The sequence below is a fragment of the Kitasatospora sp. NPDC098652 genome (assembly GCF_044760155.1).
Lineage (GTDB): Bacteria > Actinomycetota > Actinomycetes > Streptomycetales > Streptomycetaceae > Kitasatospora.
This window is the reverse complement of sequence record NZ_JBIWAQ010000003.1, coordinates 400,421-417,844: the sequence shown is the minus strand read 5'-3', so window position 1 is coordinate 417,844 and position 17,424 is coordinate 400,421. Positions and strand designations below refer to the sequence as shown.

Genomic DNA, 17,424 nt, shown 5'->3' with positions numbered 1-17,424 from the left:
GCGGGCCCCGGAATTGACCTGACCGGTATTCCGGGGGTGGTGGGGAAAATCCCGGGGGCACGCTCGGGGAGTGAATTTGTCAGGCGCCCGCCAGAACCGGTGGATCCGGACTCGGCCAAGGGCTCCGGGAGGGGGAGTCGCTGGTCACGGCCGTGCGGTCGGAATCGTCAAATTTCGTCCACGTGCCCCGCATTGAGGCGGGGTCGGCGCCCCCGCGGGCTTTCCCAGCAATTCCCCAGCCCTTGGCAAACCTTGTTCCCAGGCTGCTGCGCCGGGCCCTTCCGGACCGGCATGATCGGCTGACATGAGCCGACTCCCCGCAATACCGCAGGGGGCTTTCGCGTGAGAGCCTTCCGCTTCCTCCCCGCCGTCGCACTGGCCGTCGCCACCGCGGTGATCGGGCTGGCCACCGTCGTCCCGGCCGCCGCCACCAGCTCGCGGGTGGACCTGAACGTCCTGGTGGTCACCGACGGCAACCCCTGGGTCGAGGGCATCCGGCAGCAGTTGGCCGCCGAGGGCGTGCCCACCACCGTCATCGACCTGACCAGCGGCAGCCGGGCCACGATCACCGCCGGCTTCCTCGCCGACACCCTGGCCGACGGCACCCCGCACGGCCACTTCGAGGGCGTGGTGCTGCCCAACGACGCGCCGACCCAGCTCTCCGCGGCCGAACTGGGCACGCTGACCGGGTACGAGCGGACCTACCAGGTCCGCCAGGTGGACGCCTACGTCTGGCCCGGCGCCAACACCGGCCTGACCGCGCCGGCCTGGTCCGGCTCGCTGGACGCCACCACCGCCACCGCGACCGCCGCCGCCCGCGGCGACGCCTTCCGCTACCTGAACGGCCCGGTCGCCTTCGAGGGCACCGCCGGCGGCAGCGGATCGTACGGCTACCTGCCGACCCCGCTGCCCGACGACCCGGCCACCGGCTCGCACTTCGAGCCGTACCTGACCGAGACCGTCCCCGGCACCGGCACCCAGGGCACCCTCGCCGGGGTCTACACCTCCGGCGGCCGCCAGCAGTTGGTGCTCACCTTCGCCTACAACTACTACCAGCAGCAGTTCCGGCTGCTCGCGCACGGCATCGTGGACTGGGTCACCAAGGGCGTGCACCTCGGCTACTGGCGCAACTACTTCTCCGCCCACATCGACGACCTCTTCAACGCCAACTCCCGGTGGAGCCAGGTCGGCAACTGCACCCCGGGCGAGGGCGACTGCGTCGGCAGCGTCCCGGCGACCACGCCGATCCGGATGACGCCCGCGGACGTCACCGCCACCGTCGCCTGGGAGCAGCAGAACGGCTACACCCTGGACTTCCTGTTCAACGGCGGCCCCAGCCTGGACTACGCGGACGCCAACGGCGGCACCGACCCGCTGACCACCGCCCTGCTGGCGAACAAGAACAGCTTCATGTGGCTCAACCACACCTACCAGCACCCGTTCCTGGGCTGCGTGCAGAACTTCACCGTGATCCCGTGGAAGTGCCAGACCGACTCCACGGGCGCGGTCCAGTACGTCGACCAGGCGACCGTCGACAGCCAGATCCGGCAGAACATCCAGTTCGGCCAGGCCAACGGGCTGCCGTTCCGGCCGGGCGAGCTGGTCGCCGGTGAGCACTCCGGCACCGTGATGCTGCCGCAGCAGTCCGCCGACAACCCGAACTTCCTCGCCGCGCTCAGCCGGAACAACATCCAGTGGCTCGGCGTGGACGCCTCCCGGGAGACCGGCGAGCGGCAGATCGCCTCGGCGCTCGGCGTGCCCCGGCACCCGGTCAACGTCTTCTACAACGTCTCCACCCAGTCCGACGAGGTGAGCGAGTACAACTGGCTCTACACCTCGAAGGCCAACGGCGGCAGCGGCAACTGCGAGGCCAACCCGACCACCACGACCTGCATCGCGCCGCTCGACCTGAACCGCGGCTGGGCGGGTTACGTGCTGCCGCTGCAGGTGAGGATCACCCTCGGGTACGTGCTGAGCAACGACCCGCGGCCGTTCTTCATGCACCAGTCGAACCTGACCGACGACCGGCTCGCCCTGCAGACCCTGACGGGCATCCTGTCCACCTACCGCGGTTGGTACTCGGCCGACACCCCGCTGGTCAACCAGACCCTCACCGACGCCGGCACCACCCTCCAGCAGCAGACCGCCTGGCAGCAGACCCGCACCGCGGGCACCGTCGGCGGCTACGTCCAGGGCGGCGTGGTCACCGTCCAGGGCCCGGCCGGCACCGCCGTCCCGGTCACCGTGCCCACCGGTACCACCGTGAGCGGCGGCGCCGCCTTCGGCAGCGCCTACGCCGGTGAGCAGTCCGGGTACACCACGCTCGGCACCGCGCCGACCACGCTCACCGTGTCCAGCGCCCTCTTCGGGACCGCCACCAGTGGCGCGAGTCCGAGCGCCGGGCTCGCGCTCGCCTCGTACTCGACCGGCTCGCCGCACCAGGTGCGCCGCAACGGCACCGCCGTCACCGTCACCGACCCGTTCGGCACCCACGTGCTGCCCAGGCTCGCCGGCAGGCCCGAGGAGGAGCTGCACGTCGGCGGCACCCACCACCACCCGTACCAAACCCCGGTGGCGCCGCCGAAGAAGTGACGCCCCACGCGGTACCGGCGGCCGGCCGGGGGCAGCCGTCCCTAGGGCGTGTCTTGTGGATCAGGCCAGGCCCGCGACGCCAGGGCACGCACCTCGCCGCGTTGTCGTCGGTCGCCGATGCTCCGCATGGACTCCCTCCTCCGCCTTGCGATGCACGCACCCTGACGCCGCGGTCTGGTCCGACCTGATCCACAAGACACGCCCTAGACGGCCGCGCCGCTGCCCGGCGGTGCCTCGCCCGCGGTTTTCTCATCACCGACCGGCACAATGCGATCCGGCCCGACCGGCCCGACCGGGCCGGGCGGCGGACGGAACGGCGGACGGGACCGACGGACCGACGGACGGACCGGCGGCTTCGGGCCGTGACCGTACCGACCGGTACGGTCGGTGGGCTACGGCTGAACCCCGACCGGGGCGGGCGCCGTTGAGCGGGACGGAACGGGACGGGGGAGGAACGCCGGATGGAAGCGGACGGGCCGGAGGTGCGGGAGTACATCGCGGCCCTGGTGCAGATGGGCGCACCGGTGCTGCCGGGGCCGTCCGGCCTGGCGGTGCCGGCCTGCGGCGCGGCCGAGGTGACGGCCGTCGCCCGGCGGCTGGCGCTGGGGGTGCTGCCGGAGCGGCAGCGGCGGGTGGAGCCCACCCCGGGGCTGCTGGGCCTGGCCCGGGCGCTGGTGGTGGACGAGCACCCCTCCGCACCGGGGTGGACGGTGGCCGAGCGGGAGCGGCTGGCCGGCTGGGTCGCGGTGCTGATCGAGCACCGGGGCGAGGACGGGGTGCAGGACCTGGTGGAGGCGCTCAACGACGGCCCGGCGGCACCCGGCACGGACTGAGCCCGGGCACGCTGGGGCGGCATCCGGGGCCGCGCCGGGTGCCGCCCGGTCCGGGCGTTGGCGGATCGTTGGCAGGTCCTTGGCGGCGCCCGGCAGGCTGCTGTCTGCCGCCACGGGGGATGTCCGGCGGAAGCCCTGCCATGTGCCCTTGCCCGACCTGAGAGGTAGCGCGTGTCGAAGCAGTCCGTCGCTCCGTCCACGTCCGTCGCCCAGCCGCCCGCGGGCCCCCCTGCCGACCCCCTCGCGGCGGCGGAGCCGGCCCCGGTCCGACGGACCCTCGACCCCGACACCCTGGCCGAGATCCACCGGCTGCACGGCGGCTACCTGTTGCGCGCCCTGCTGCGCAACACCGGTGGCGACCGCGGCAAGGCCGAGGACATCCTCCAGGAGACCCTGCTGCGCGCCTGGCAGCACCCGGAGGCCCTGGCCGCCGGCCCGGAGCACAGCCGCCCCTGGCTGTTCACCGTCGCCCGCCGGATCGCGATCGACCACTACCGGATGGCCGCCGCCCGGGCCCAGGAGGCCCTCGGCGAGCCGGTGGAGGACCGCCCGCTCGCCGAGGACCCGTACGAGCAGGTGGTGGTCGCCCGGGACATCGCGCTGGCGCTGCGGCGGGTGCAGAAGCACCACCGCGAGGTGCTGGTCGAGCTGCACCTCAAGGACCGCTCGGTGCTGGAGGCCTCGGCGAACCTGGGAGTGCCGCCGGGGACGGTCAAGTCCCGCAACTTCTATGCCGTCCGGGCCCTGCGGCCGGTGCTGGCGGCCGAGCACGGGTACGCGCCGGCCACCGGCTGAACCCGGCACCGACCCCCGTGGTCAGTCCTTCCGGGCGACCGGACCGTGCACGGCGGTCCGGCCGCCGCCGGGTGCTCCGCCCGGTGGCTCGCCGGGCGTGCCCCCGGCCTCCGGCCCGTCTCCGGCCTCCGGCCCGTCTCCGGCTTCCGGCCCGTCCCCGGCGCGCAGGCTGAGCGAGGCCTCCAGACCGGCCGTGAACTCGCTGCGGTGCCCGGCCAGCCGGTCGTGCCGGCGGAAGCGCTCCAGCGCCGAGGCCAGCCGCTGCCGCACCTGCGGCGCGCGGCCCCGGGCCACCAGGTGGGCCGCGTAGGACTGTTCGGTGACCGCGTGGAGGTAGAGCAGGCCCGCCTCCTCGCAGGCGGCCAGCAGCCGGTGCCAGGCGAGGTCCGCGGCGTGCTCCCGGACGGTCGGCGGCAGGGCCTGCGCCTCGGTCAGCAGCGACCACAGGTGCACCTGGGTGACCGGACGGGGCGGCAGCAGCTCCCTGGCCTCCCGGGACAGCCGCTCGGCGGCCGTCGGATCGCCGGTGGCCAGGCTCACCCAGCCCTGGTGGACCAGGGCGTCGACCAGCCGCTTCCGGTCGCCCGACCGGACGGCGAGCGCGGTCGCCGCTGCCGCCAGCCGCTGCGCCCCGGCGGAGTCCCCCAGCATCGCGGTGACCAGGGCCAGCGTGGCCTGGGCCCGCACCCGCGCCGAGGCGGCGGCCGGCCCCTCGACGGACTCGACGGCCGCCACCGCGCGCCGGGCCGCCTCGGCCGACTCGTGCCGGCGCTCCAGGGCGACCAGCGCCTGGGCCCGGCAGTTGTGCAGGAACGCCACCGCGACCGGGTCGGCGCAGCGCTCCGCCGCCGCCAGGCCGACCTCGGCGCGGGCCAGCCAGTCGGTGAAGCGGCTGGCGCCGTAGTAGAGCGAACCGGTGGTCAGGGCGAGCCGCCAGGCCCGGTCGGGGTCGCTGACGGCGGCCTCGTCGATCAGCGCCCGGAGCACCGGCTCCTCGGCGCGGAACCAGTCCAGCGCGGTGCGGATGTCCACCGCGGGCGGGACGGCCTGCGGGGTCCGGGCGGGCGCCCCGGCCTCCTCCTGGCCGGGGTCGAGGTAGCTGCCGCAGTGCTGCAGCGCGGCCCGGTAGTGGTCCAGCAGCCGGGTTCGGGCCTGCTCCCTGAGCTGCCCGGGCTGTTCGGCCAGCAGCTGGACGCCGAACAGCCGGACCAGCTCGGTGCGGTGGTAGCGGCCCGGGGCGGTGCCGGTGAGCAGGTGGCGGGAGGCCAGCTCGGCGAGCGCCCGGTGGGCGGCCGCAGGGTCGGTGTCGAGCAGGGCGGCGGCGGCCTGGCCGTCCACCTCCGGGCCCGGGTGGACGGCCAGCAGGGCCAGCAACCGGGCTGCCGAAGGCGGCAGTTGGCGGTGGGTGAGGAGCAGCTGCTGGCGCAGGCCGGTGCGCTCGTCGAGCTCCAGGGCGGCCAGCCGGCCCTCCTCGTCGGCGAGGTCGGCGACCAGCGCGGCGACCGTCCAGTCCGGGTGGGCGGCCAGCCGCGCGGCGACGATCCGCAGGGCGAGCGGCAGGCCCTCGCAGAGCCGGACGAGTTCGGCGGCGGCCGCCGGCTCGGGGCGCAGTCGGCCCGGCGTCAGCAGGTGCTCCAGCAGGGCCAGGGCGTCGTCCTCGGGCAGCGCGGTCAGTCGCAGCAGGGCGGCGTCGTCGGTGGCGACCAGCTTCTCCAGGGAGCAGCGCGCGGAGACCACGGCGGCGCAGCCGGGCCCCTCGGGCAGCAGGTCGGCGAGCTGGTCGGCGTCGGCGGCGTCGTCCAGGACGACCAGCAGCCGGCGGCCCCGGGTGCGCTCGCGGTAGAGCGCCACCCGGCCGGCCCGGGTGGCCGGGACGGCGCACTCCGGGACGCCGAGGGCGCGCAGGAAGCGGCCGAGGACGGCGCCGGGATCGGCCGGACCGGCCGGGTCGAGGCCGCGCAGGTCCGCGTACAGCCGGCCGTCCGGGAAGCGGTCGGCGGCCCGGTGGGCCCAGGCGGTGACCAGGGCGCTCTTGCCGGTCCCGGCGGGGCCCACCACCAGGGCCGGGCCGTCGGTGGCCCGGTCGGGGGCGCAGGCGCGGTCCAGCCAGCGGAACTCGGCGGTGCGGCCGATCAGTTCCACCCGCAGCCCGGGCAGCTGCTGGGGGACCGTCAGGACCGGTTCGGCGGGCGTCCCGGTGCCGGGAGCGGCACCGCCGGCCGCCCCCGGCACCGGGACGCCCGCCGGGGCCGCGCTCGGCACCGCCGGTGGCGCCGGCCGGTCGTCCGCCAGCACCTCGGCGAACGCCGCCCGCAGCGCCGGCCCGGGCCGGATGCCCAGCTCACGGTCCAGCCGCAGCCTGGTCCGGTGGTAGGCGCTCAGCGCCTCCGCCGGCCGTCCGGCCTGGTGCAGACAGCGCATCAACAGCGCCACCAGCTCCTCGCGCAGCCCGTCCCGCCGGACGCTCTGCTCCAGCAGCGGCACCGCCGCCGCCCCCGCGCCCTGCCCCAGCCGCAGCGCGGCCCAGCGGAGCAGGGCCGCCGTCGCGGACTGCTTCAACTGCTCCGCGGTGGCGGCCCGCAGGGGGGTGTCCGGCAGGTCCGCCAGCGCCTCCCCGCGCCACAGCCACAGCGCCTCCTCCAGCAGCGCGACCGCCTCCCCGTCCGCACCGCGGTCGGCCCGGTCGGCGGCCCGGCCGGCCAGCCGCGCGAACCGCAGCGCGTCCACCTCCTCGGCCGGCCCGCTCAACAGGTAGCCATGGGCCCGGGTGTGCAGCTCGAACGGGGTGTCCGCAAGGACCTTGCGCAGCGCCGCCACGTGCCCCTGCACCGCCGCCCGGGCGCTGGCCGGCGCCCGCTCCCCCCAGAGCAGCTCGCAGAACTGGTCCATGCCGACCACCTGCCCCAGCCGCAGCGCCGACAGCGCCAGCACCGCGCGCCGCTGCGCCCCCGCCAGCGTGGCGAGGCCGCCCGCCGCGAGCCGCAGCTCCACCGGCCCGAGCAGCCGAATCCGCACCCGTACCCCCACCTCACCTCACCCGAGACCCGACGGCGACCCCCGGGACGGAGCAGTCGTCCTGCGCGCACCGGCCCGGTTCGTGCCCGGACGCTCGTCGCCGCGCGGGGCCGCCAGCGGTACAGAGTCCCAGGAGGGGCCGGATGGTTGCCTGGGAGCGCTCGCGGGCCTCGCGGCGGTCCGCGGCCGCCGGTTGCCGCGGCGCTGCCCGGGCCGGATAGCGTGCGGGCATGGACGAGCACTCCGAGAGACACGTGAACGCCCGGTACGAGCGGCTGGCCCAGCGGGTCCGCGACGAACTCGCCGCCGCCGGGCTCCCGGTGACGGCCCCCGGGCTGGACCTCGGCCTCGCCACCGGCGCCGAGGTCCGGGTCAGCACCTGGAACCAGCACTTCGGCGCGGCGGACCCGGAGGTCCTGGTCAGCTGGCACGTCAGCCCCCGGCTGCGCGGCCGGGCCGGCGAGGAGGCGCGGCGGGCCGACGGCGAGAGCCCGGCGGTCCGGCAGTCGGGCGAGGCCCGGACGGCGATGGCCACCGCGATGATCACGATCCTCACGGCGGCCGGCTACACCGTGCGCGACCACGGCAACGCGTACGCGCCGTACGACGTCCAGGTCCTCGCCGGGCCCGAGCGCCGCACCGTACCGGCCTGGGCCGACCGCGAACCGGCCCCGGGCGGGCCGGACGACGGGCCCGGGAACTGAACCGCGCCGGTCGGCCCCGTCGTCCTTCCCTACGGGGGCGACGGCGCGGCACCGGGAGCCGACGACCCCCGACGGGAAGGGGAGCATGGAGATCGAGCTGCTCGGGCCGATGACGGTCCGGCGGGCCGACGGCACGGTGGTCACCCCCTCGGCCCCGAAACGGCGCGCCCTGCTGGCGGCGCTGGCCGTCCGGCTGAACCAGCCGGTGGGCGCCGAGGAACTGATCGAACTGGTCTGGGACGGCGCCGCGCCGCCGACCGCGCGGGCCGCCCTCCAGGGGCACGTGGCCGCGCTGCGCCGGCGCCTGGACGACCCCCGGCTGGTGCTCGGCACCCGCGGCGGCGGGTACGTCCTGGAGGGCGACGCGGACCGGGTCGACCTGGTCCGCTTCGGCGCGCTGCACGACCGGGCCGGGGTGCTGCTGCCCGGCTCCGCCGCCCGGCTCGGCGCCGACGACCCGGCCGTCCCGCTGCTGCGCGCCGCCCTCGACCTGTGGCGCGGCCCGGCGCTCGCCGACTGCGGCTCCGAGCTGCTGCGCACCCGCACCCTCCCGGACCTCACCGACCTGCGGCTGCGCACCCTGGACCGGCTGGCACAACGGCTGCTGCTGGCCGGGCGCGGCGGGGAACTGGTCGCCGAACTCGGCGAGGCCGCCGACGCCCACCCGGGCCGCCAGCCGCTGGCGGCCCGGCTGGTCCAGTGCCTGGAACAGGCCGGCCGCGGGCTGGAGGCCCGGGCCCGGTACGACCTCGCGCTGACCCGGCTGTCCGGCCCGCCCGGGCCGGAACTGCGGCTGGCCGGCGAGCAGTTGGCCCGCCACACGCCGCCCGACCGGCGCTTCGTCGGCCGCGCCGCCGAACTCGCCGGCCTGCACGAGGCCCTGGCCGTCGCCGCCCGGACCGGCCGTCCGATCCTGGTGACCGGCCCGGCCGGAGCGGGCAAGACCGCGCTCGTCCAGCACTGGGCGGCGCAGCGCTTCCCGGACGGCGTGCTCCGCGCCGACCTGCGCGGCACCCACCCGGACGGGCCGCGCGAACCCGCGGACGTCCTGGCCGGGTTCCTCACCGACCTCGGCGTCGACCCCGAGGCCGTCCCCGCCGGGCTGGAGGAACGCGCCGCCCGCTACCGCGCCCTGCTCGCCGACCGCCGGATCCTGATCCTGCTGGACGACGCCGCCGACCACCCCCGGCTCGCCCCGCTGCTGCCCGGCCGACCCGCGACGGCCGGCTCCGTGCTGGGCCCGGTCGCCGTCGTCACCAGCCGCGACCGGCTGCGCGAACTGCTGCTGCACGAGGACGCCCTGGCGCTCCCGCTCGGCCCGCTCAACGCCGAGGACGCCCGGGCGCTGCTCGCCCGCGGCCTCGGCCCGGACCGCCCCGCCACCGCCCCGCGGACCGCCGCCGAACTCGACGAACTCGCCGACCGCTGCGACCGCCTGCCGCTGGCCCTGCGCCTGGCCGCCGCCCGGCTGGCCGCCCGCCCGGACTGGACGCCGGGCGACCTCGCCGCCGAACTCGCCGACGAGCAGACCGGCCTGACCGCCCTGGCCGGCGTCGGCGGCGGTCCCGACCCGAGCGGCATCACCGCCGCCCTGAACCGCACCTACCGGAAGCTGCCGCCCGCCGCCGCCCGGCTGTTCACCCTGCTGGGACTGCACCCCGGCGCGGTGATCGACACCGCCACCGCCGCCGCGCTCGCCGATCTGCGGCCCGCCGCCGCCCGCACCCTGCTGACCGCGCTCGACGCCGTCCACCTGCTCGCCGAGACCGCACCCGGCCACTACGCCCGCCGCGAGCTGGTCCGCCGCTACGCCGCCGGGCAGGCCGCCGAACTGGACTGCGAGGAACGGTTCGGCGCCCTCGACCGGCTGATCGCCCACTACCTGGAGCTCACCGCCCCCTGGGGGCCGGACGGCAGCGGCGACGGCGAGGGTGGCGGCGACGGCGCCGATGGTGGTGGCGACGGCGGTGCCCGGCCGGCGCCCTGGTTCCGCCGGGAGGAGAGCGCGCTGCGCGCCGTCGTCCTGTGCGCCGAGCAGTACGGGCGCACCGGCGCCGCCTGGCAGCTCGCCCACCGGATCGGCCGGCTGTACGAACTGTCCGGGGACACCGGCGGCGAGGACCGGGCGCACCGGCGGGCCGTCGCCGAGATCGGGCTGCGCGCCGCGAAGGCCGCCCGGGACGACGCGGCGCTCGCCCGGCTGGGCACCGACCTGGCCGTCCTGCACGTCCACCGGGCGGCCCACCGCACCGCCCTGGACCAGCTCGCGGCCGCCGTCGCGGCCGCCGACCGGGCCGGGGACGCGCTGCTGCGCCACCACTGCCGCCGCCGGGTGGCGGCCGCCCTGGCCCGGGCCGGGCAGTACGACCGGGCGGTGCCGCTGCTCACCGAGCTGGTGACCGCCGCCCGCGCCCCGGCCGCCGGGCACCTGCTGGTCGGGGCGCTCACCGAGCTCGCCGAGGCCCTGGTACGGGTCGGTGCCCCGGACCGGGCGCTGGCGCATGCCGACGAGGCGGTCCGGCTCGCCACCGACCGTACGGCCCGGGGGCGTTCGGACCCCGCCCGGCCGGGCGCGGAGCGTTCCGGCTCCGGCGGGTCGGTCCGGACCGACCGCGCGGCGGTGCTCGCCACCCACGGCCGGGCCCGCGCCCTGCACGCCCTCGGCCGCCGGGACGCGGCGCTGTCCTCGGCCCGGCTCGCCGTCGCCCTCGGCCGTACCGTCGGCGACCCGGCCGTGGAGGCGCGCTCGCACGGGCTGCTGGCCGACCTGCTGTTCGCCTTCGGCCGCAGCGTCGAGGGGACGGAGGCCAGACGGCGGGAACGGGCGCTGGCCGCGGGGGAACGCTGAGGGGCGGTCAGGGCGGTCAGGGCGGCTCAGGGGGGCCTCGGGGCGGCTCGGGGTGGTCGAGGGGGAGTGCAACCAGCACAACTGCCTCCCGGCCGAGCGGAGCAGGCGGAACTACAGGCGGTTCCGCTGGGCGGATCCGCCCGCCGGGCGCCCGTGTCCCGGGCATCCCCGCAGGCCGCGGCCGGGTACGCGCGGTCCGTCCCACGGGGCATACTTCTGCCTGAGACGAACTGCCCGGCGCGCGGCCCGGCAGAACTGCGGCGGAACTGCGCGAGCGCGGACCAGGGGGCGGGGCGGGGAGATGGCGGTTGCGAGCGGAACCGGGGAGTTCGGCCACCTGCTGGCCGGCCACCGGGTGACGGCCGGGCTGACCCAGGAGGACCTGGCGGCCACGGCCGGGGTCAGCCTGCGCGCCCTCGGGGACATGGAGCGCGGCCGCACCCGAGGACCGCAGCGGCGCACCGTGCAGGCGCTGGCCGCCGCGCTGGGCCTGGACGGCCCGCAGACCGCCGCGCTGGAGCGGGCCGCGCAGTCCGGCCGGCCCCGGGGCGTGCGGCAGGTGCCCGCGCAGGGCCCGTCGGCGGTCACCGACGGCCCGTCCGCTGCCCCCGCCGGCCCGTCGCGCGCCGCCGGGGCGCCCGGACCGGGTACGGCCCCGGGGCAGGCACCGCCCGGTCCCGAGCCCCGCACCGACCCGCCGGTGCCCGGCGCCCTCGCCCTGCCGCGCGACCTGGCCGACTTCACCGCCCGCGAACAGGCCCTCGCCGACCTCGCCGCACTCACCGCGGACCGGCGGCCCGCCCACCCCCGGGTGGTGCTGATCAGCGGTCAGCCCGGCCTGGGCAAGACCGCCTTCGCCCTGCACGCCGCCCACGCCCTCGCCCCGGCCTTCCCGGACGGCCAGCTCTCGCTGGACCTCGGCGGCACGGCCGCCACCCCGCTGCCCGCCCGGGAGGCGCTCGGCCAGGTGCTGCGCGCCCTCGGGGTCAAGGACGGCGAGGTTCCCGCCGGGACGGAGGAGCGGGCCGGGCTGTTCCGCGCCCTGGTGCGCGACCGCCGGCTCGTCCTGGTGCTGGACGACGCCGTCGACGAGAGCCAGGTGCGCCCGCTGCTGCCCGGCGCCGGCCCCGCCGTCACCATCGTGACCAGCCGGCACGCCCTGCCCGGCCTGGAGGCCGTGCACCGGCTGCGGCTCGACGTGCTCTCCCCGGTCGAGGCCACCGCCCTGCTGGCCCGGATCGCCGGGCCGGAACGGGTCGAGGCCGCGCCGGCCGCCGCCGCCGACCTGGCCCGGCTGTGCGGCTACCTGCCGCTCGCGCTGCGGATCGCCGGGCAGCGGCTGGTGGCCCGGCCACAGCAGCCGGTGACCCAGCTGGCCCGCCAGCTCGCCGCCGAGGAGAGCCGCCTGGACCTGCTGGAGACCGGGGACCTGGCGGTCCGTCCGGCCTTCGAGCTGTCCTACCGCCGGCTGCCCGCCGAAGCCCGGCTGGTGCTGCGGCGCTGCGCGCTGACCGCCGGGCAGGACTTCACCGCGGCCGTCCTGGCGCACTACGCGGGGCTGTCGGCCGGGCGCACCGAGCTGGTCCTGGAGCAGCTCGTCGACGCCGGCCTGGTGCAGCCCGCCACCCCGGAGCGCTACCGGCTGCACGACCTGGTGCGGCTGTACGCGGGCGAGCGACTGGCCGCCGACGAGTCGGCCGAGGCCGTCGCCGAGGCCCGTACCGAGGCCGGGCGCCGACTGCTGCGCGAGGCGGCCGGGCACGGCCTGCGGTTCGACCCCGACCACACGGCGACCGCGGGCGCGGCAGCTGCCGCTTCCTCTGGCTCTGCCGACGATCCGGCGCTGCTGCTCACCGAGTCGGCCCGCTGGCTGGAGGAGGAGCACCCGGAGTGGCTGGCCGCGCTGTACCGGGCCCAGCGGGAGGGCCGCCACCGGGAGGTGATCGACACCGCCGAGGCCATGCACTGGTTCTCCGACCGGCTGCTGAGCTGGGACCTCTGGGGCGAGGTGTTCCAGCTGTCGGTGGACGCCGCCCGGGCCTGCGGCGACCGGCAGGCCGAGGCGGTGCACGTGAACTACCTGGCCTGGACGTACACCACCTGCCTGCACCGCTACCAGCGCGGCATCGAACTCGCCGGTGAGGGGCTGGAGTTGGCCCGCGCGCTGGGCGACCACGAGCAGCAGGGCTGGGCGCTCACCTACCTCGGCTCCGGGCTGCGGCACCTGCAGCGCCACCGGGAGGCGAGCGAGAGCTACCAGCGGGCGGCGGACGCCTTCGCCGAGGTCGACAACCGGGCCGCCATGATCGGACGGCTGGTCACCCTGCGCGGCGCGGCGACCTGTCTGCGCGAGCTGGGCCGGGCCGAGGAGGCGGTGGACGTCCGCCGCCGCGCGCTGGCCGGCGCGCTGGAGCTGGTGGAGCGCTGGTCCTCGCCGCTGATGCACCTGCTGGCGGCCATGACGGCGCACGAACTCGGCCAGGACCGGGCCGCGTTGAAGCGCTGGCCGGCCGCCGAGAAGGCCTACCGGCAGGCCCTGGTGCACTACGAGGCGGTCGGGCGCCCGGACAGCATGACCAAGGCGCTGACCGAGCTGGGCACCGCGCTGATCGAACAGGGGCGGGCGGACGAGGCCCGCGAGATCCTCACCGAGGCGCTCACCGACCTGAGCGCGGACGGCCGCCCGGGCCGGGCCGTCGCGCCGTAGCGACGGTCCGCCCCGGGCGGCCGGTCCTGGGCCAGACCCGCGGTCAGATCAGGGTCAGATCCTGGGTCAGATCCGGGTGTCCTCCACCACCGGCAGCCCCTGGTCGTGCTGGACGGTCCGCTGGTTCTGCTGGGCCGGGGCGCTGCCGGTGCGCGGTGCGACCTTCGCCGTCGCCGGCTTCTTCCCGCAGAAGGCCGGCTCCAGCGCGTTCATCAGGCCCTGGGTGACCGAGCCGTTGTTGGAGGCGTTGGCGAAGACCACCACCGAGCGCTGCCCGTCCGGGGTGGCGAAGGACTGGGTCTGGAAGCCCTGGACGATGCCGCCGTGCCCGTACACGTCGCCGCAGGTCAGCGAGATGCGGCGGAGCCCCAGCCCGTAGGAGATCTTGGCGGTGGGGGTGGGCAGCGCGGCCTCCATCTGGCGGAGCGAGTCGTCCGAGACCAGCCCGCCGTCGCCGCCGGCCATCAGCGCGGTGAGGAAGCGGTCGAGGTCCTCGGCGGTGGAGATGACGGCTCCGGCGGCCCACACCCAGGAGCCGTTCTGCTCGGTGGAGTCCAGCAGCGGCTTGGTGCGGTCGTCGTTGGTGAGGTAGCCGGTGACGTGGGGGCCGTCGATCCGCTGGTCGGGGACGACGAAGGAGGTCCGGCCGAGGCCGAGCGGCTCGATGATCCGCTCGCGCAGCACGTCGGCGTAGGGGCGGCCGGTGAGGTGCTCGACGGCCAGGCCCAGCAGCACGAAGTCGGTGTTGGAGTAGGAGTAGCGGCTGCCCGGCGGGTACTGCTGCCCGTGCTTGACGGACATCGCGACCAGGTCGGCCGGGGCGTACACCGTGCTGCGGATGCGGGCCTCGAACGCGCTGGTGGTCTCCTCGCCGGCCTGCTCCAGCAGGTCGTTGGTGTGGTCGTAGACGCCGGCCCGGTGCTCCATCACCTGGCGGCCGGTCATCGTCCAGCCGTCCGGGAGGGTGCCGGCCGGCAGGTAGTCGCGCAGCGGCTTGTCGAGGTCGATCCGGCCTTCCTGTGCCAGCTGCATCACGAGAACGGCGGTGAACATCTTGCTGTTGCTGCCGACCCGGAACCTCCACGCGGAGTTCATCGGGGTCCCGTCCAGGTCGGCCTTGCCGGCGGTCAGGGAGCGGGTCAGCTCGTCCTCGCCGTGGTCGCGGATGACCGCGAAGGCGCCGGGGGCGCCGGCGGCGATGGTGGCTTGAAGCGCGCTCTGCACCCCCGCGGTGTCGGGGGTGGGCAGGGCCGGGCCGTCCTGGCCGGCGGCCAGGGCGGGTACGGCTCCGGTGGCCGCCAGGACGGCAGCGGCGGCGGCCACCGCGAGCGGACGCAGCAGACGGGTCTTCGCCATGTTCCTCGGCTCTCTCGTGCGCTGACGCGGTGTCGGATCGCGTCGGGTCGGTGATCACTATCACCGGCTCGGGCGGTCCGTGGCAATGTGAACCTTCGTGCCCGCTTCGTCCGTTGTCGGGCCGTTTTGCCGGGGCACGATCCGTTCTCCGGCTCGGGGGCAAGGTTTTACCTCCCGTCATCTACCCGCGTCGACCACTGCCACCGCATGCTGTTCGGGCCGTTCCGTTCGGCGTGTCCACGTCGCCCATGTGGGTCACGTGGGTCACGTCGTCCACGTGGGTCACGCCACCTGACGCGTCCGCTTCCCGGTGCCGCCACGCGCCGACCTCCCCCTCACCGACCATGGAGTCCCCATGCCCCTGGCCACCCTCGCGCGCCGCGCCGGCGCCCTGCTGCTCGTCGGCGCCGGCCTGATATCCGCCTCCGGCGCCGCCCACGCCGACGCCGCCGTCACCGCTGGCTACTCGACGATCGTCTTCCCGGACCAGGACCACAGCGCGGTCTACGGCCTGATCAACTCGGCCACCAGGTCCGTCGACGTGACGATGTACGAGCTGCGCGACACCACGGCCGTGAACGCCCTGATTGCCCGTCAGCGCGCCGGGGTTCGGGTCCGGGTGATCCTGGACGGCAAGCACAGCTCGGTCAACGGCGCCGCCTACTCCGCGCTCAAGGCCGCCGGCGTCGGCGTGACGTACTCCTCCTCGGCGTTCGTCTACACCCACCAGAAGACCGTCACCGTGGACGGCGCCAAGTCGCTGATCCTGACCGGGAACCTGGACGCCACCTACTACTCCAGCAGCCGCGACTACGGGGTCGTCGACACCGACGCCAACGACGTCGCCGCGATCGAGCAGGTCTTCGCCGCCGACTACGCCAAGACCTCGATCACCCCCTCGGACGGCGACAACCTGGTCTGGTCGCCCACCGACTCGCAGGACCGCCTGCTGGCGCTGATCAACGGCGCCCAGACCTCGCTGGACGTCGAGCAGCTGGAGTTCGGCGACCCGGCCCTGGTCGACGCCATCACCGCTGCCGCCGACCGCGGTGTCACCGTCCGCGTCGTCGGGATGAACCCGGACACCTACGGCTCCTCCTTCGACGAGGTCACCACGGCCGGCGCCAAGGTGGTCACCTACTCCTCCACCACCGGCCTGTACATCCACGCCAAGGCCATCGTCGCCGACTACGGCACGCCCACCGCCAAGGTGTTCGCCGGCTCGGAGAACTTCTCCGACAACTCGCTGAACAACAACCGCGAGCTGGGCCTGATCGTCTCCGACTCCGGGGTGCTCACCACGATCGAGTCGACCTTCGCCACCGACTTCGCCAACGGCACGCCGTACTAGGGCGTGCCGTTGGCCGGTCCGGCAGGCCGGTCCCCGGTCGCACTCCGGGTAGCTCAGTCACCTCCCGTCCGGGCGGCCCAGCCGGGGCCGCCCTCCACCCGAGGAAACGTCATGACTTCGTCCGCGAAGCCCCTGAACGACGCCCCCCGTCCGCGCTCCCGCTCCCGCCGCACCGCGACCGCGATCGGCTCGGCCGTCGCCCTGGTCGCCGCCTCGGCCGGGCTGTGGGCCGCCACCGCCAGCACCGCGCAGGCCGCCGGGCTGCCCACGCCCGACCACATCGTGGTCGTGGTGATGGAGAACCACGCCTACAGCCAGGTCATCGGCAGCAGCAGCGCCCCCTACCTCAACAACACCCTCAAGGCGGGCGGCGCCAACCTCACCCAGTCCTACGCCATCACCCACCCCAGCGAGCCGAACTACTACGCGCTGTTCTCCGGCTCCACCCAGGGCCGGGTCGACGACAGCTGCGTGACGGTCGGCGGCTTCCAGGCCCCGAACCTGGCCTCCGAGGTGCTCGCCGCCGGGAAGACCTGGGCGAGCTACAACGAGACCCTGCCCAGCCAGGGCAGCACGGTGTGCAGCAGCGGCAAGTACGCGCAGAAGCACAACCCCTGGTTCGGCTTCGGGAACGTCCCGCTCGACAGCGCCAAGACCTTCGCCCAATTCCCGACCGACTACACCACGCTGCCCAACGTGTCGTTCGTGGTCCCGAACCTGTGCAGCGACATGCACGACTGCTCGGTCGGCACCGGGGACACCTGGATCAAGAACAACCTCGGCGGGTACGCCGCCTGGGCGCAGAGCCACAACAGCCTGCTCGTCGTCACCTTCGACGAGGACAACAGCCTGTCCGGCAACCGCATCCCGACCCTGGTCTACGGCGCCCACGTGACGCCGGGCAGCAGCAGCTCCACCACCTACAACCACTACAACGTGCTGCGCACCCTGGAGGACCTGTCCGGGGCGAGCGGCCACGCGGGCAACGCGGCCGGCGCGACAGACATCTCCGGCATCTGGAACTGACCCCGCACAGCCGACCGGCACCCCGGACCGGCGACCGCCCCGCGGTCGTCGGCCCCTCCGTCGGTCCCTCCGTCGGCCCTTCGTTCCGGCGCCGCTCCCGCTGACGATTCGGCCACCGCCGAACTCGGAACGCCCCGGCTCCCGGGGACGTTGACCCGCGCACGAGAGATCACCGCCCCGCCCGGCAGCCGGGCCGG

Annotated in this window: 10 protein-coding genes; 8 read left to right on the top strand and 2 right to left on the bottom strand. The window is 75.9% G+C overall.

The genetic code is table 11. The features are described from left to right. The first annotated feature begins 342 nt into the window (after positions 1-342). The 3 genes from ACIQWA_RS09865 (at position 343) to ACIQWA_RS09855 (ending at position 4,220) form a co-directional block, all read left to right on the top strand. A complete protein-coding gene (locus tag ACIQWA_RS09865; RefSeq protein WP_402480471.1) occupies positions 343-2,592 on the top strand; it encodes a hypothetical protein in 2,250 nt (749 codons plus the stop codon). Between the two features lie 461 nt (positions 2,593-3,053). Continuing rightward, the gene (locus ACIQWA_RS09860; protein ID WP_360246060.1) at positions 3,054-3,425 is read left to right on the top strand and encodes a hypothetical protein; all 372 of its coding nucleotides are present in this window, start codon (positions 3,054-3,056) and stop codon (positions 3,423-3,425) included. A gap of 171 nt (positions 3,426-3,596) precedes the next feature. After that, positions 3,597-4,220: a sigma-70 family RNA polymerase sigma factor gene (locus ACIQWA_RS09855; RefSeq protein ID WP_402480467.1), complete on the top strand. Its 624-nt coding sequence runs from the start codon at positions 3,597-3,599 to the stop codon at positions 4,218-4,220. Between the two features lie 21 nt (positions 4,221-4,241). Here the strand turns inward: ACIQWA_RS09855 and ACIQWA_RS09850 are convergent, their stop codons facing one another. Beyond that, positions 4,242-7,235: a BTAD domain-containing putative transcriptional regulator gene (locus ACIQWA_RS09850; RefSeq protein WP_402480465.1), complete on the bottom strand. Its 2,994-nt coding sequence runs from the start codon at positions 7,233-7,235 to the stop codon at positions 4,242-4,244. A gap of 230 nt (positions 7,236-7,465) precedes the next feature. Between ACIQWA_RS09850 and ACIQWA_RS09845 the strand changes: the two genes are divergently transcribed. From ACIQWA_RS09845 to ACIQWA_RS09835, 3 genes are all read left to right on the top strand, one after another. After that, positions 7,466-7,939 carry a hypothetical protein gene (locus ACIQWA_RS09845; protein ID WP_402480463.1) on the top strand — a complete coding sequence of 158 codons (474 nt, stop codon included), beginning with the start codon at positions 7,466-7,468 and terminating at the stop codon, positions 7,937-7,939. 85 nt (positions 7,940-8,024) lie between these two features. Beyond that, a complete protein-coding gene (locus ACIQWA_RS09840; protein ID WP_402480460.1) occupies positions 8,025-10,787 on the top strand; it encodes a BTAD domain-containing putative transcriptional regulator in 2,763 nt (920 codons plus the stop codon). Positions 10,788-11,088: 301 nt separating this feature from the next. Next, entirely contained in the window at positions 11,089-13,494 is a 2,406-nt protein-coding gene (locus ACIQWA_RS09835) for an ATP-binding protein (protein WP_402480457.1), read from the top strand. A 66-nt stretch (positions 13,495-13,560) separates the two neighbouring features. On the opposite strand, the gene ACIQWA_RS09830 is transcribed toward ACIQWA_RS09835, so the two are convergent. Next, the gene (locus tag ACIQWA_RS09830; protein WP_402480454.1) at positions 13,561-14,850 is read right to left on the bottom strand and encodes a serine hydrolase domain-containing protein; all 1,290 of its coding nucleotides are present in this window, start codon (positions 14,848-14,850) and stop codon (positions 13,561-13,563) included. 355 nt (positions 14,851-15,205) lie between these two features. Between ACIQWA_RS09830 and ACIQWA_RS09825 the strand changes: the two genes are divergently transcribed. Then, positions 15,206-16,201 carry a phosphatidylserine/phosphatidylglycerophosphate/cardiolipin synthase family protein gene (locus ACIQWA_RS09825; protein ID WP_402480451.1) on the top strand — a complete coding sequence of 332 codons (996 nt, stop codon included), beginning with the start codon at positions 15,206-15,208 and terminating at the stop codon, positions 16,199-16,201. A gap of 111 nt (positions 16,202-16,312) precedes the next feature. Continuing rightward, on the top strand, positions 16,313-17,227 hold the full coding sequence (locus ACIQWA_RS09820; protein WP_402480448.1) for an alkaline phosphatase family protein: 915 nt from the start codon (positions 16,313-16,315) through the stop codon (positions 17,225-17,227). Positions 17,228-17,424: the final 197 nt, after the last annotated feature.